General features: G+C 66.3%; 13 protein-coding genes. All 13 read left to right on the forward strand.

All coding sequences use genetic code 11. The features are described from left to right. Nucleotides 1–285 precede the first annotated feature (285 nt). The 13 genes from gyrA (at nucleotide 286) to rfaD (ending at nucleotide 15,225) form a co-directional block, all read left to right on the forward strand. Complete coding sequence (gyrA, locus tag ACN6O8_RS01490; RefSeq protein ID WP_427989318.1) at nucleotides 286–2,943, forward strand: DNA gyrase subunit A; 2,658 nt, start codon at nucleotides 286–288, stop codon at nucleotides 2,941–2,943. Beyond that, complete coding sequence (gene serC, locus ACN6O8_RS01495; protein ID WP_427989319.1) at nucleotides 2,943–4,073, forward strand: 3-phosphoserine/phosphohydroxythreonine transaminase; 1,131 nt, start codon at nucleotides 2,943–2,945, stop codon at nucleotides 4,071–4,073. Before gyrA ends, serC begins: the two co-directional genes overlap by 1 nt. After that, nucleotides 4,066–5,151: a prephenate dehydratase gene (pheA, locus tag ACN6O8_RS01500; protein WP_427989320.1), complete on the forward strand. Its 1,086-nt coding sequence runs from the start codon at nucleotides 4,066–4,068 to the stop codon at nucleotides 5,149–5,151. Before serC ends, pheA begins: the two co-directional genes overlap by 8 nt. Before the next feature lie 7 nt (nucleotides 5,152–5,158). Next, a complete protein-coding gene (gene hisC, locus ACN6O8_RS01505; RefSeq protein WP_427989321.1) occupies nucleotides 5,159–6,280 on the forward strand; it encodes a histidinol-phosphate transaminase in 1,122 nt (373 codons plus the stop codon). Next, entirely contained in the window at nucleotides 6,277–7,179 is a 903-nt protein-coding gene (locus ACN6O8_RS01510) for a prephenate dehydrogenase (protein ID WP_427989322.1), read from the forward strand. Before hisC ends, ACN6O8_RS01510 begins: the two co-directional genes overlap by 4 nt. A gap of 5 nt (nucleotides 7,180–7,184) precedes the next feature. Further along, nucleotides 7,185–8,507, forward strand: a complete 1,323-nt coding sequence (gene aroA / locus ACN6O8_RS01515) for a 3-phosphoshikimate 1-carboxyvinyltransferase (protein ID WP_427989323.1) — start codon at nucleotides 7,185–7,187, stop codon at nucleotides 8,505–8,507. A gap of 30 nt (nucleotides 8,508–8,537) precedes the next feature. Beyond that, complete coding sequence (cmk, locus tag ACN6O8_RS01520) at nucleotides 8,538–9,218, forward strand: (d)CMP kinase (protein WP_427989324.1); 681 nt, start codon at nucleotides 8,538–8,540, stop codon at nucleotides 9,216–9,218. A gap of 223 nt (nucleotides 9,219–9,441) precedes the next feature. Beyond that, nucleotides 9,442–11,154, forward strand: coding sequence for a 30S ribosomal protein S1 (gene rpsA / locus ACN6O8_RS01525; protein ID WP_427989325.1), 1,713 nt, complete (start codon nucleotides 9,442–9,444; stop codon nucleotides 11,152–11,154). A 3-nt stretch (nucleotides 11,155–11,157) separates the two neighbouring features. Then, entirely contained in the window at nucleotides 11,158–11,517 is a 360-nt protein-coding gene (locus ACN6O8_RS01530; RefSeq protein WP_049072346.1) for an integration host factor subunit beta, read from the forward strand. A gap of 191 nt (nucleotides 11,518–11,708) precedes the next feature. Beyond that, nucleotides 11,709–12,023 carry a lipopolysaccharide assembly protein LapA domain-containing protein gene (locus tag ACN6O8_RS01535; RefSeq protein WP_427989326.1) on the forward strand — a complete coding sequence of 105 codons (315 nt, stop codon included), beginning with the start codon at nucleotides 11,709–11,711 and terminating at the stop codon, nucleotides 12,021–12,023. 60 nt (nucleotides 12,024–12,083) lie between these two features. Continuing rightward, a complete protein-coding gene (gene lapB, locus ACN6O8_RS01540; protein ID WP_427989327.1) occupies nucleotides 12,084–13,301 on the forward strand; it encodes a lipopolysaccharide assembly protein LapB in 1,218 nt (405 codons plus the stop codon). Further along, on the forward strand, nucleotides 13,298–14,239 hold the full coding sequence (gene rfaE1 / locus ACN6O8_RS01545; RefSeq protein WP_427989328.1) for a D-glycero-beta-D-manno-heptose-7-phosphate kinase: 942 nt from the start codon (nucleotides 13,298–13,300) through the stop codon (nucleotides 14,237–14,239). The genes lapB and rfaE1 overlap by 4 nt, the downstream gene beginning before the upstream one ends. Continuing rightward, nucleotides 14,236–15,225 (forward strand): ADP-glyceromanno-heptose 6-epimerase, encoded by a 990-nt coding sequence (gene rfaD, locus ACN6O8_RS01550; protein ID WP_427989329.1) that lies wholly within the window; start codon nucleotides 14,236–14,238, stop codon nucleotides 15,223–15,225. Before rfaE1 ends, rfaD begins: the two co-directional genes overlap by 4 nt. Nucleotides 15,226–15,232 lie beyond the last annotated feature (7 nt).

A 15,232-nucleotide genomic window follows, 5' to 3' on the forward strand; every position in this document is an offset into this window, starting at 1 on the left:
GTGCTGGAAACAATCTTAAGGCATTTGGGGGGCTTTGGCTTCCCTGGACAGGCGCATTAATGCTGGATATGACGTTTTCGGCACTCCTGCCGTTTCCCATGTTGGTTTTTGACAACAGGGCCGCGGGGCGCGGGTGGGCTTGGCCGGGCGGCGTTTCCGATCGATCCGTCGCGGTGCGCTTGCGGCGCCTTCCGGCGGCCCATCGGACCGGTCCCCCAATCGAATGATAGAATTTCCTGTTTACCCGGCCCGGGTTCCTCCTTACACGATTCTGTCGTTATATATATGGATTCCTTTGCCAAGGAGACGCTTCCGGTATCGCTGGAAGAAGAGATGCGCCGCAGTTACCTCGATTACGCGATGAGCGTGATCGTCGGTCGGGCGCTACCGGATGTGCGGGACGGCTTGAAGCCCGTCCACCGGCGCGTGCTCTACGCGATGCACGAGCTGAACAACGACTGGAACCGCGCCTATAAGAAGTCCGCGCGTATCGTCGGGGACGTCATCGGTAAGTACCACCCCCACGGCGACCAGTCCGTCTACGACACCATCGTCCGCATGGCGCAGGATTTCTCCATGCGCTACATGCTGGTCGACGGCCAGGGCAACTTCGGCTCCATCGACGGCGACAACGCCGCGGCGATGCGTTACACCGAAATCCGCCTGGCCAAGATCGCCCACGAGTTGCTGGCGGACATCGACCAGGAAACGGTCGACTTCGGCCCCAACTACGACGGCAGCGAACAAGAACCGCTGCTGCTGCCCTCGCGCCTGCCGAACCTGCTGGTCAACGGCAGCTCGGGCATCGCGGTCGGCATGGCCACCAACATTCCGCCGCACAACCTCCAGGAAGTGGTCGACGGCTGCCTGTACTGCCTGCGCAATCCCGCGTGCTCGGTCGATGAACTCATGGAGATCATCCCGGCCCCGGACTTCCCCACGGGCGGCGTCATCTACGGCATGTCCGGCGTGCGCGAAGGCTATCGCACCGGTCGCGGCCGCGTCATCATGCGCGCCAAGACCCACTTCGAAGACATGGAAAAGGGCAATCGCCAGGCCATCGTGGTCGACGCGATCCCCTACCAGGTCAACAAGAAGACGCTGCAGGAACGCATCGCCGAGCTGGTCAACGACAAGAAGATCGAAGGCATCTCCGACATCCGCGACGAGTCCGACAAGGACGGCATGCGCCTGGTGATCGAGCTCAAGCGCGGCGAAGTGCCCGAGGTGGTGCTGAACAACCTCTACAAGAACACGCAGTTGCAGGACACCTTCGGGATGAACCTGGTGGCGCTGGTCGACGGCCAGCCTCGCCTGCTCAACCTGAAGCAGATGATCGACTACTTCCTGCAGCATCGCCGCGAAGTGGTGACGCGTCGCACGGTGTTCCAGCTGCGCAAGGCGCGCGAACGCGGCCACGTGCTGGAAGGTCTGGCCGTGGCGCTGGCCAACATCGACGACTTCATCACCATCATCAAGGCCGCGCCGACGCCTCCCGTGGCGCGCCAGGAACTGATGGCCAAGTCGTGGGATTCCTCGCTGGTGCGCGAGATGCTGTCGCGCGCCGACGGCGACACGCCGGGCGGCCGCGCGGCCTTCCGTCCCGATGACCTGGGCGCCGAATTCGGCCTGCAGGGCGACGGGCTGTACCGCCTGAGCGATACCCAGGCCCAGGAAATCCTGAACATGCGCCTGCAGCGCCTGACCGGCCTGGAGCAGGACAAGATCGTCGGCGAATACAAGGACGTCATGTCCGCCATCGCCGACCTGCTCGACATCCTGGCCCGTCCCGAGCGCATCACGACCATCATCGGCGAGGAATTGCAGGCCATCAAGGCCGAATTCTCCACCGGCGCCAAGGACACGCGCCGCTCGGAAATCGAACTGAACGCCACGGAACTCGACACCGAAGACCTGATCACGCCCACCGACATGGTCGTGACGCTGTCGCACGGCGGCTACATCAAGAGCCAGCCGCTGTCCGAGTACCGCTCCCAGAAGCGTGGCGGCCGCGGCAAGCAGGCCACGGCGATGAAGGAAAACGACTGGATCGACCAGTTGTTCATTGCCAACACGCACGACTTCCTGCTGTGCTTCTCGAACCGCGGCCGGGTCTACTGGCTCAAAGTCTGGGAAGTGCCGCAAGGCACGCGCAACTCGCGCGGCAAGCCCATCGTCAACATGTTCCCGCTGGCCGAAGGCGAGAAGATCACGGTGGTGCTGCCGGTCAAGGAATTCAGCGAAGACCACTACGTCTTCATGGCGACCTCGCGCGGCACGGTCAAGAAGACCCCGCTGTCCGACTTCTCCAACCCGCGCAAGGCCGGCATCATCGCGGTCGACCTGGACGACGGCGACTACCTGATCGGCGCCGACCTCACCGACGGCAAGCACGACGTCATGCTGTTCTCGGACGCTGGCAAGGCCGTGCGTTTCGACGAGAACGACGTGCGCCCGATGGGCCGCAACGCCCGTGGCGTGCGCGGCATGATGCTCGAGGACACGCAGAACGTGATCGCGTTGCTGGTGGCCGGGGATGAAACGCAGAGCGTGCTGACCGCCACCGAAAACGGCTACGGCAAGCGCACCCCCATCACCGAGTACACGCGCCACGGTCGCGGCACCAAGGGCATGATCGCCATCCAGACCAGCTCGCGCAACGGCAAGGTGGTGGGCGCCGTGCTGGTGATGCCTTCGGATGAAATCATGCTGATCACCACCGGCGGCGTGCTGGTGCGTACCCGCGTCGCGGAAATCCGCGAAATGGGCCGCGCCACGCAGGGCGTCACCCTCATCAACGTCGACGACGGCAGCACGTTGTCCGGCGTGCGCCGGGTCGTCGAAAGCGATGCCGACGATGACAGCGAAGACCTGGACGACGGCCAGGAAGAGGGCAGCGGCGACGCCGGTGCAACGGATTCGACGGAACCTACGGAGCAATAATGGCCCGCCCCTGGAACTTCTCGGCTGGCCCCTCGGCCCTGCCCGAGGTGGTACTGCAGCAAGCCGCTGCGGAAATGCTGGACTGGCACGGCAGTGGCATGTCCGTGATGGAAATGAGCCACCGCGGCAAGCACTTCGTGCAGATCTGCGACGAAGCGGAAAGCGACCTGCGCGATCTGCTCGGCCTGTCTCCGGACTACGCGGTGATGTTCATGCAAGGCGGCGGTTCCGGGGAGAACGCCATCGTTCCCATGAATCTCATGGGGCGGCGCGGCACGCCGGCGGCCGACTTCGTCGTCACCGGCCATTGGTCGTCGCGTTCCTACAAGGAAGCCGGCCGCTACGGCGACGCGCAAGTCGCGGCCAGCAGCGCCCAGGCGACGCAACTGGACGGCCGCGAGCAGGCGCCGTTCACGTGGGTGCCGCCGGTCGACACCTGGAAGGTGCGCAAGGAATCGGCCTACCTGCACCTGTGCAGCAACGAAACCATCGGCGGCGTCGAGTTCATGGACTGGCCCGATACGGCCGCGCTGGGCGCGCCCGACGTGCCGCTGGTGGTCGATGCGTCGTCGCATTTCCTGTCGCGGCCGATGGACGTCAGCCGTTGCGGCATGATGTACGCGGGCGCCCAGAAGAACGCCGGCCCGGCCGGCGTGACCATGGCCATCTGCCGCCGTGACCTGATCGGCCACGCGCTGCCGATCTGCCCGTCGGCGTTCGACTATGCCAACGTGGCCGCCGAGCATTCGCGCTACAACACGCCGCCGACCTTCGCCATCTACATTGCGGGTCTGGTGTTCAAGTGGGTCAAGGCCAATGGCGGCGTGGCCGGCATGGAAGCGGCCAACAAGGCCAAGGCCGAGCTGCTGTACGGTTACCTCGACAGCACCAGCTTCTACCGCAACCCGATCCACGCGCCCGTGCGCTCGCGCATGAACGTGCCGTTCGTGCTGCGCGACGAATCGCTCAACGACGCCTTCCTGCAAGGCGCCGAGGCCGCCGGCCTGACGCAGCTCAAGGGCCACAAGAGCGTGGGCGGCATGCGCGCCTCGATCTACAACGCCGTGCCGCTGGCCGCCGTGGCCGCGCTGGTCGAGTACCTGAAGGAATTCGAGCGCCGCTATGGATGACGATCTGCAGCGCAAGCTGCGTCCCTTGCGCGACCGTATCGACGCCATCGATGCGCAAATCCTCGATCTGCTGTCGCAGCGCGCCCGCGCCGCGCAGGAAGTGGGCGAGGCCAAGCACGCCGCCCATGCCGACGGCCCGGTGCTGCGCCCCGAGCGCGAAGCCGAAGTCATCCGGCGCCTGCAGCAACTGAACCCCGGCCCGTTTCCGGCGGCCGGCGTGGCGTCGGTCTGGACCGAGATCATTTCGGCCTGCCGTGGCCTGGAGCGCGGCATGACCGTCGCTTACCTCGGGCCGCAGGGCTCGTTTTCCGAGCAGGCCGCGCTGGAGCATTTCGGCCATGCGGTGCAGAAGCTGCCGTGCGTGTCGTTCGACGAAGTCTTCCGCGCCGTCGAGGCCGGGCAGGCCGACGTCGGCATGGTGCCGGTCGAGAACTCCACCGAAGGCGCGGTCAACCGCAGCCTGGACCTGTTGCTGAACACGCCCCTGCGCATCCTGGGCGAGCGCTCGCTGGTGATCCGCCATTGCCTGATGTCGCAGTCCGGCAGCATGGACGGCATCAAGGCGATCTCCGCGCATCCGCAGGCGCTGGCCCAGTGCCAGGGCTGGCTGACGCGCAACTACCCGGATCTCGAACGCGTCGCCGCCGCCAGCAATTCCGAAGCCGCGCGCGTGGCCGCGTCCGACCCGACCATTGCCGCCATCGCCGGCGAAGTGGCGGCGCCGGCCTGGAACCTGCAGGTTGTCAGCGCCGGCATTCAGGACGACCCGCACAACCGCACGCGTTTCCTGGCCATCGGCAACATCGAGCCGCTGGTCAGCGGCAAGGACAAGACCAGCCTGATCCTGGCCGTGCCCAACCGTGCCGGCGCCGTCTACGAGATGCTGGCGCCGCTGGCGGCCAACGGCGTGTCGATGACACGCTTCGAATCCCGGCCGGCCCGTACCGGCGAGTGGGAATACTATTTCTACGTCGATGTCCTGGGGCATCGCAACGACCCGAATGTCGCGCTCGCCCTCGATACCCTGCGGGCGCAGGTCGCCTACCTGAAAGTGCTGGGTTCCTACCCGGCGCCGTGAGCCTTCCATGACCAACACCTCCAAGCCTCTCGCCGCTCCCGCGCACGTCAGCGCCATCGCCCCTTACCAGGCGGGCAAGCCCATCGAGGAACTGGCCCGCGAATTCGGGCTGGATCCGGCCGGGATCGTCAAGCTGGCTTCCAACGAGAACCCGCTCGGCATGCCGCAATCGGCGCGCGTCGCCATGCTGGCCGCCGCCGAGTCGCTGGCCCGCTATCCGGATCCCAACGGTTTCGACCTGAAGGCCGCGCTGGCCGCGCGCTACGACGTGCCGATGAACTGGATCACGCTGGGCAACGGCTCCAACGACATCCTGGAAATCGCCGCGCTGGCGCTGCTGGAGCCTGGCGTCTCGGCGGTCTATGCGCAGCATTCGTTCGCGGTCTACCGGCTGGCCACGCAGGCCCGCGGCGCGCGCCACATCGTGGTGCCGGCCAAGGACTACGGCCATGACCTGGACGCCATGTTCGACGCCATCGCCGACGACACGCGCCTGCTGTTCATTGCCAACCCCAACAATCCCACCGGCACCTTCGTGCCGGGCGACCAGGTGGCCGCGTTCCTGGAGCGCGTCCACGCTGCCCATGGCGACCGCGTCACGGTGGTGCTGGACGAGGCTTACAACGAATACCTCGATCCGGAATTCCGCTTCGACAGCACCGCGCTGGTGCGCCGCTATCCCAACCTGATCGTTTCGCGCACTTTCTCCAAGGCCTATGGCCTGGCGGGCCTGCGCGTGGGCTTCGCGGTGGCGCAGCCGGCGCTGACCGACCTGCTCAACCGCGTGCGCCAGCCGTTCAACGTCAACACGCTGGCGCAGGCCGCCGCCGTGGCCGCGCTGGGCGATGCCGCCTACCTGGAACAGGCCTACACCTCGAACAAGGCCGGCAAGGCGCAACTGTGCGAAGCTTTCGACCGTCTCAAGCTGCGCTATGTGCCCAGCTACGGCAACTTCGTGCTGGTGCACGTGGGCGATGCCCCGCGCATCAACCTGGCGCTGCTCAAGCGTGGCGTGATTGTGCGCCCGGTGGCAGGTGATGGCCTGCCCGAGTGGCTGCGCGTGTCCATCGGCCTGCCGCAAGAGAACGCCCGATTCATCGAGGCGCTGACCGCCATTCTGTCCGAATGAACGGTGCTTCCTCCAAGCCGAATCAGGGGGCCGCTGGCCCCCTGATTCCTGTGCTGGCCGTCGTCGGCGTGGGACTGATCGGTGGTTCTTTCGCCGCGGCACTGCGCCGGGCAGGGCAGGTGGGACGGGTGCTGGGCGTCGGGCGCAATGCCGCCTCGCTGGCGCGCGCGGTGGAACTCGGCCTGATCGACGAGGCCGTCGGCGCCGAAGAGGCCGCCGCCTGCGCCGACCTGATTTTCCTGGCCACGCCCGTGGGCGGCCTGCAGGACGTGTTGGCGCGCATGCTGCCGCATCTGCGTGACGCCACGCTGCTGACCGACGGCGGCAGCACCAAGGCCGAGGTGGTCGATGCCGCCCGCCTGACGCTGGGCGCGCGCATCGGTCAGTTCGTGCCGGGCCATCCGATTGCCGGTGCCGAGCGCACCGGCCCCGATGCCGCCGATGCCGGTCTTTATCAAGACCGCTGCGTCATTCTGACGCCGCTGGCCGAGAACGCCGCTGCCGCCGTTGCCCGGGTGCGCGAAGCCTGGCAGGCCTGTGGTGCCCGGGTGATCGACATGGACGCCGGCGCGCATGACCGCGTGCTGGCCTCGGTCAGCCATCTGCCGCACCTGCTGGCTGCGGTGTACATGGAACAGGTGGCCACCGCCGCCGACGCCGCCACGCGGCTGGCGCTGGCCGGCAGCGGTTTCCGCGACTTCACCCGCATCGCGGCGGGGTCGCCCGAGATGTGGCGCGATATCTTTCTATCCAACCGTGACGCCATGCTGGCCGAACTGGCGGCCGTGCGCGCCGTGCTGGATCGGGCCGAGCGCGCGATCGACGGCGGCGACGGCGCGGCCTTGCTGGCCCTGCTGGACACGGCGGCGCAGGCGCGCCGCAACTGGCGCAAGGAGTAATCGACATGGGCGCTTTGCCTTTCCTGGATCTGCCGCGCGTGCGGCGCGCGCAGGGCGTGATGGCCTTGCCCGGTTCCAAGAGCATTTCCAACCGCGTGCTGCTGCTGGCGGCCCTCGCCGAAGGCGAGACCGCCATCACCGGCCTGCTGGATTCCGATGACACGCGCGTCATGCTGGCCGCCTTGCGCCAACTGGGCGTGCCCGTGTCCGACCTGGCCGAGGGCCGCGTCAGCGTGCGCGGCCTGCGCCGTTTTCCGGTCGACAGCGCCGATCTCTTCATGGGCAACGCCGGCACCGCCATCCGGCCGCTGACCGCGGCGCTGGCGCTGATGGGCGGCGATTACCGCCTGTCGGGCGTGCCGCGCATGCACGAGCGCCCCATCGGCGACCTGGTCGATGCGCTCAAGGCGCTCGGCGCCCGCATCGACTACCTTGGGCAGCCCGGCTACCCGCCGCTGCATATCGGCCGCGGCCAGATCGCCACGCCGGCCGTGACGCAGGTGCAGGGCTCGGTCTCCAGCCAGTTCCTGACCGCCTTGCTGATGGCCGCGCCGCTGCAGGCCGGCCAGAGTGGCCAGCCAGTGGTGATCGAGGTGCTGGGTGAACTGATCTCCAAGCCCTACATCGAGATCACCCTGAACCTGATGGCGCGCTTCGGCGTCACCGTGCAGCGCGACGGCTGGAGCCGTTTCACCATCGCGGGGGGCGCGCGCTATCGCAGCCCGCAGCGGATCGCGGTCGAGGGCGATGCGTCCACCGCCTCGTATTTCCTGGCGCTGGGCGCCATCGGCGGCGGACCGCTGCGGGTCACTGGCGTGGGCGCCGACAGCATCCAGGGCGATGTGAAATTCGCCGACACGCTGGCCGCCATGGGCGCGTCCGTGACCTATGGCGACGACTGGATCGAGGTCAGCGGCGCGCGCGTGGCCGAAGGCGGCCGCCTGAAGGCATTCGATACCGATTTCAACCTGATCCCCGACGCCGCCATGACCGCCGCCGCGCTGGCGCTCTACGCCGACGGCCCGTGCCGCCTGCGCAACATCGGCAGTTGGCGCGTCAAGGAGACCGACCGCATCCACGCCATGCAGACCGAACTGGAAAAGCTGGGCGCGCGGGTGGAATCGGGGCCGGATTGGCTGCGCGTCACCCCTCCCGCCGATGGCGCCTGGCGTGACGCGCACATCGGCACCTGGGACGATCACCGCATGGCGATGTGCTTTTCGCTGGCCGCGTTCGGTCCCGCGGCGGTGCGCATTCTGGATCCGGGTTGCGTCAGCAAGACGTTCCCGGGTTACTTTGATGTTTACGCCGGCCTGGTGTCGGCGTAGCGAACCCGGGCTTGCGCCCATTTTTCCTACATGACTTCGACACATCCGACTTCCGCCGTCCCCGTCATCACCATCGACGGCCCCACCGCCTCGGGCAAGGGCACCGTGGCCCATCGCGTCGCCAAGGCGCTGGGTTGGGCGGTGCTGGACAGCGGCGCGCTGTACCGGCTGACCGCCCTGGCGGCGCTCAAGCGCGGCGTGGACGCCGCCGATGAGCCGGCCGTGGCGCGCGTCGCCGAAACCCTGGACGTGCGTTTCGACGGGCCCCATGTCTACCTGGAAGGCGCCGACGTCGGCCACGAAATCCGCCGCGAGGAAGTCGGCAATTTCGCGTCCCGCGTGGCCGCTTTTCCTGGTGTGCGACGGGCGCTGCTCGAACGCCAGCGGGCGTTTCGCCTGGCGCCCGGATTGGTGGCGGACGGCCGCGACATGGGCACGGTGGTGTTTCCCGATGCGTCCCTGAAGGTGTTCCTGGTGGCCGATGTGGTCGCGCGGGCCGAGAGGCGGCGTAAGCAGTTGATCGAAAAGGGAATTTCTGCTAATCTAGACGACCTTTTGCGGGATATGCGCGAGCGGGATGCCCGCGACACGCAGCGCGCCACCGCGCCTTTGGCCCCCGCATCGGATGCACAGGTACTGGATTCGTCGAATCTGACGATCGCGGAAACCGTGCAGGCAATACTGGATTTCTGGCAGGCGATTCCCCGATAGGAACCCCTGACGGAAAGCCTGGCGCAAGTCCGGCATGCTGGCAAACCCCGGCAATCCGCGCGTTTTCGGTTTTCTTTTATAGGCCCTGTCTTTGGCCAGGCGACACCCCCACGGGACACCCCGCAAGGGCAAACCGGCAGACAGGTATTTTGACTCCACTGTGGCGGGCAATCCGCTGCGGTGTGTTTTTAACGGCCATTTCGGCCCAATGGATTTCAACCCCATGTCTTCCGTTTCCACTACCGCCACCGGCGGCGAAAGCTTCGCCGACCTTTTCGCACAAAGCCTCAAGAGCCAGGACATGAAGTCCGGCGAGGTCATCAGCGCCGAAGTCGTGCGCGTCGACCATAACTTCGTCGTCGTCAACGCCGGCCTGAAGTCCGAAGCGCTGATCCCCCTGGAAGAGTTCCTGAACGACCAGGGCGAGCTCGAAGTGCAACCCGGCGATTTCGTCTCGGTGGCCATCGATTCCCTGGAAAACGGCTACGGCGACACCATCCTGTCGCGTGACCGCGCCAAGCGCCTGTCGGCCTGGCTGCAACTGGAAAAGGCCCTGGAAAACGGCGAGCTGGTCACCGGCACCATCACCGGCAAGGTGAAGGGCGGCCTGACCGTCATGACCAACGGCATCCGCGCGTTCCTGCCGGGTTCGCTGGTGGATCTGCGTCCGGTCAAGGACACCACCCCGTACGAAGGCAAGACCCTCGAATTCAAGGTCATCAAGCTCGACCGCAAGCGCAACAACGTCGTGCTGTCGCGTCGCCAGGTGCTGGAAGCCAGCATGGGCGAAGAGCGTCAAAAGCTGCTCGAAACCCTGCACGAAGGTGCCGTGGTCAAGGGCGTGGTCAAGAACATCACCGACTACGGCGCGTTCGTGGACCTGGGCGGCATCGACGGCCTGCTGCACATCACCGACATGGCCTGGCGCCGTGTGCGTCACCCCTCCGAAGTCCTGCAAGTGGGTCAGGAAGTCGAAGCCAAGGTCCTCAAGTTCGACCAGGAAAAGAGCCGCGTCTCGCTGGGCGTCAAGCAACTGGGCGAAGATCCGTGGGTGGGCCTGGCTCGCCGCTACCCGCAAGGCACCCGCCTGTTCGGCAAGGTCACCAACCTGACCGACTACGGCGCGTTCGTTGAAGTCGAAGCCGGCATCGAAGGCCTGGTGCACGTCTCCGAAATGGACTGGACCAACAAGAACGTCGATCCGCGCAAGGTCGTGACCCTGGGCGAAGAAGTCGAAGTCATGGTTCTGGAAATCGACGAAGACCGTCGTCGCATCTCGCTGGGCATGAAGCAGTGCCGCCAGAACCCGTGGGAAGAGTTCGCCACCAACTTCAAGCGTGGTGACAAGGTCCGCGGCGCCATCAAGTCGATCACCGACTTCGGCGTGTTCGTCGGCCTGCCCGGCGGCATCGACGGCCTGGTTCACCTGTCCGACCTGTCGTGGACGGAAACCGGCGAAGAAGCCGTGCGCAACTTCAAGAAGGGCGACGAGATCGAAGCCGTGGTTCTGGGCATCGATACCGACAAGGAACGCATCTCGCTGGGCATCAAGCAGCTGGAAGGCGACCCCTTCAACAACTTCGTCGCCACGTTTGACAAGGGCGCCGTGGTTCCGGGCACCATCAAGTCGGTCGAAGCCAAGGGCGCCGTGGTTACGCTGTCCGTGGACGTCGAAGGCTACCTGCGCGCTTCCGAGATCTCCTCGGGCCGCGTCGAAGATGCCACCACCGTGCTGTCCGCCGGCGAGAACATCGAAGCCATGATCGTCAACATCGACCGCAAGACGCGTTCGATCCAGCTGTCGATCAAGGCCCGCGACAACGCCGAAACCGCCGAAACGATCCAGCGCATGTCCGACGCCAGCGCTTCGTCCGGCACCACCAACCTCGGCGCGCTGCTGAAGGCCAAGCTGGACCAACAGCGCAACGACGGTTAATTCGTGACCAAGTCGGAGCTGATCGCCGCCTTGGCGGCCCGCTATCCTCAGCTGGCCGCCCGCGACACCGATTACGCGGTCAAGACCGTGCTCGATGCAATGACCCAGGCCCTGGCCTCGGGCCAGCGCATCGAGATCCGCGGTTTTGGCAGCTTCTCGTTGTCGCAGCGGTCTCCCCGTATCGGCCGCAACCCGAAATCCGGCGAACAAGTGCTGGTGCCTGGCAAACAGGTGCCGCACTTCAAGGCGGGCAAGGAATTGCGCGAGCGGGTGGACTTGGTCGGCGGCAACGACGAGGACGCTCAATCCTCTGGATCGAGTGAACCGATGCCGTCGATGGCAAGCCTGCACGCCATGCATTGACGGCTCGGCCAGCAAGCCGCCTTCGGGCGGATCGGACCGCGAGCAACGCCCCTTGAGCAATCAAGGGGCTTTGTTTTTGGGCGTCCGGCCAAGGCGCTTGGCGACCATCGAGGGCATGCCGCCGATGGCCGATACACGAGGTGTGGAGGTCGCTTACAATTGACCCTCTCGAATTCTTAGGAGCATGCGTCATGCGCTACCTTGTCTGGGCCCTGCGATTGCTCGTATTCGTGGCGGTACTGATGTTCGCGTTGAAGAACACCGATCCCGTCGCCGTGAAGTTCTATGCCGATTACGTGGTGCAGGATGTGCCGCTGATCGTCGTCATGCTGGTGGTGTTCGTGGTCGGCGCCCTGTTCGGCCTGCTGCTGACCGTGCCGGCCGCCATGCGCCGCCGCCGCGAGGCCATCCGCCTGCGCCGTGAACTCGACCGCGTGCAGGCCGTTGTGGCCGGCACCACGCCGGCCGTGCCGCCGGAAGCCGTCGCCCCGATGTCGCCGCTGTGACGGCGCCCCGCCGTCCGGCCGCCACGTTTTCCGCATTGAATCTACGCAAGAGTTCGCACAGTGGATTTTGAACCTTGGTGGTTGATATTCGTGCCGGTGTTGTTCGCGCTCGGCTGGCTGGCCGCGCGCTTCGACATCCGGCAGATGCTGCGGGAAACCCGCAGCCTGCCCGATTCCTATTTCCGGGGCCTGAACTTCCTGCTCAATGAGCAGCCCGACCGCGCCATCGACGCCTTCGTCGAGGTTGCCAAGCTCGATCCCGAAACCACCGAATTGCACTTCGCGCTGGGCAGCCTGTTCCGTCGCCGCGGCGAAATGGAACGCGCCATCCGGGTGCACCAGAGCCTGCTGAACCGCTCCGACCTGCCCGTCGCCGAGCGCGAACACGCGCAGCACGAGCTGGCGCAGGACTTCCTCAAGGCCGGCATGCTCGATCGCGCCGAAAACGGCTTCGAGCAGCTCAAGGACACCCGCTACGCCTTGCCGGCGCTGCGGTCGCTGATCCGCATCTATGAATCCGAGCACGACTGGCCGCGCGCCATCGAGGCCGTCAAGACGTTGCACGGCCTGGTCGACGAGCCGGTGCCGCAGATCGTCCACTACTACTGTGAACAGGCCGCGACGGCGCTGGCGGCCAAGCCGCCCAATGTCGATGCCGCGCACGCCGCCCTGGACGCCGCCGACCATGCCTTGTCGACCGTCGATGCCGGCATGTCGAGCAAGGGTACCGTGGTGCGTACCGCCATGCTGCGCGCGCGCCTGGCGCTGATCGAGCAGGATCCCAAGCGCGAGCGGCTGTACCTGGAGTCGGTCATGACCGACGCCCCCGAGTACGCCGGTCTGGTGGCCGAGCAGTTGCTGGCCAACTACCGCGCCGCCGGCCAGGCCGAGGCCGGGCTGGAACTGTTGCAGCGCCAGTACGCGCGCCATGCCTCGCTCGACCTGTTCAATGTCGTGTTCCGCGAGCTGCGCGTGCAGCAGGGTTCGGCGCCGGCCTGGGCTTTCGCCCGCGGTGCCCTGCGCAGCCACCCTTCGCTGCTCGGCCTGGACCGCCTGCTGGAAGCCGAACTGGCCAACGCCGAGGGCGCCACCGAACAGGGCCCGGTGCCCGGGGCAGACCTCACGCTGCTGCGCAGCCTGATCCACAAGCATACGCAACGCCTGGACCGCTACGCGTGCCGGGCCTGCGGTTTTCAAGCGCGTCGTTTCTATTGGCAATGTCCTGGCTGCAATGCCTGGGAAACCTACGCGCCGCGCCGTCTGGAAGAACTTGAATGAGCCAATTTCCCGTCGAACCCATCTCGCATAGCCGCGTGCTCGTGGTGGGCGATGTCATGCTGGACCGCTACTGGTTCGGCGAAGTGGAGCGTATTTCCCCCGAAGCCCCGGTACCGGTAGTGCGCGTCGCGCGCCGCGAGGACCGCCTGGGCGGCGCCGCCAACGTGGCGCGCAACGTCGCCGCGCTGGGCGGCCATGTCACGCTGGTGGGCGTGCTGGGCGCGGACGAGGCGGGCGACAGCGTGCGGCGCCTGGCCACCGAAGCCGGCATCCAGGCCGACCTGATCACCGACCTTAGTCTGCACACCACGCTGAAAATGCGCGTGCTGGGTCGCCAGCAGCAGTTGCTGCGCGTCGATTTCGAACAGCATCCGGGCCAGGAAGCGCTCGACAGCATCGATGCCGCCCTGGCGCGCCACCTGGCCAATCACGACATCGTGGTGCTGTCCGACTACGCCAAGGGTGTGCTGACCCGGGTGGAGGCGTTGATCGCGCTGGCCCGCAGCGCCGGCATTCCGGTGCTGGTCGACCCCAAGGGCGACGATTATTCGCGCTATCGGGGCGCCACGCTGGTCACGCCCAACCGCGCCGAAATGCAGCAGGCCGTGGGCCGCTGGAATTCCGAATCCGAACTGACCGACCGCGCGCAGCGCCTGCGCGCCGATCTGGATTTGGAAGCCTTGCTGGTGACGCGTTCCGAGCAGGGCATGACTTTGTTTACCGACACGGGCCGCGAACACATCGACGCGCAGGCGCATGAAGTGTTCGACGTTTCCGGCGCGGGCGACACGGTGCTGGCGACGCTGGCCGTCTCGCGCGCCATCGGCCTGCCCTGGAAAGAGGCCATGGGCTGGGCCAACCGGGCCGGCGGCATCGCCGTGGGCAAGCTGGGCACGTCCGTCGTCACCGCAGCCGAACTGGCAGGAGAACTCTCATGATCGTCGTTACCGGAGCCGCGGGCTTCATTGGCAGCAACCTGGTGCGCGGCCTGAATCGCCGTGGCATCGAAGACATCATCGCGGTCGATGACCTGACCGAAGGCGACAAGTTCGTCAACCTGGTCGACTGCAAGATCGCCGACTACCTGGACAAGGACGACTTCCGCCGTCGCGTCGCCGACGGCAGCCTGCCGCAAATCCGCGCGGTGCTGCACCAGGGCGCCTGCTCGGACACCACCGAGCGCAATGGCCGCTACATGCTGGACAACAACTACCGCGTCACGCTGGAGCTGTTCGAGTTCTGCCAGGCGCGCCGCATTCCGTTCCTGTACGCCTCGTCGGCCGCCGTGTATGGCGGTTCCTCGACCTATGTGGAAGATCCGGCCAACGAGGGGCCGCTGAATGTTTACGGCTATTCCAAGCTGCTGTTCGATCAGGTGCTGCGCCAGCGCATGGATTCCCTGACCGCCCAGGTCGTCGGCCTGCGCTATTTCAACGTCTACGGCCCGCACGAACAGCACAAGGGCCGCATGGCCTCGGTGGCTTTCCACAACATGAACCAGTTCCTGGAGCACGGTCATGTGCGCCTGTTCGCCGGCTGGGATGGTTATGTGGACGGTGGCCAGAGCCGTGATTTCATCTCGGTGGAAGACGTGGTCGCGGTGAACCTGCATTTCCTCGACCATCCGGAGCAGTCGGGCATCTTCAATTGTGGCACTGGCCGCGCGCAGCCGTTCAATGACGTCGCGGCGGCCGTGGTCAACACGCTGCGCGCCGAGCGCGGCGAAGCGCAACTGACGCTGGCGCAACTGGTCGAGCTGGATCTGATCCGCTACATCCCGTTCCCCGACGACCTGAAAGGCCGCTATCAGAGCTATACCCAGGCCGATGTCAGCCGCCTGCGCGCGGCGGGCTTCACCGCGCCGATGCGCGATGTGCAGACCGGCGTGTCCGAATACGTGCGCTACTGGCGCGCGCGCAAGTAGGCAACGG

Source organism: Achromobacter sp. (assembly GCF_050285565.1).
Lineage (GTDB): Bacteria > Pseudomonadota > Gammaproteobacteria > Burkholderiales > Burkholderiaceae_B > Achromobacter.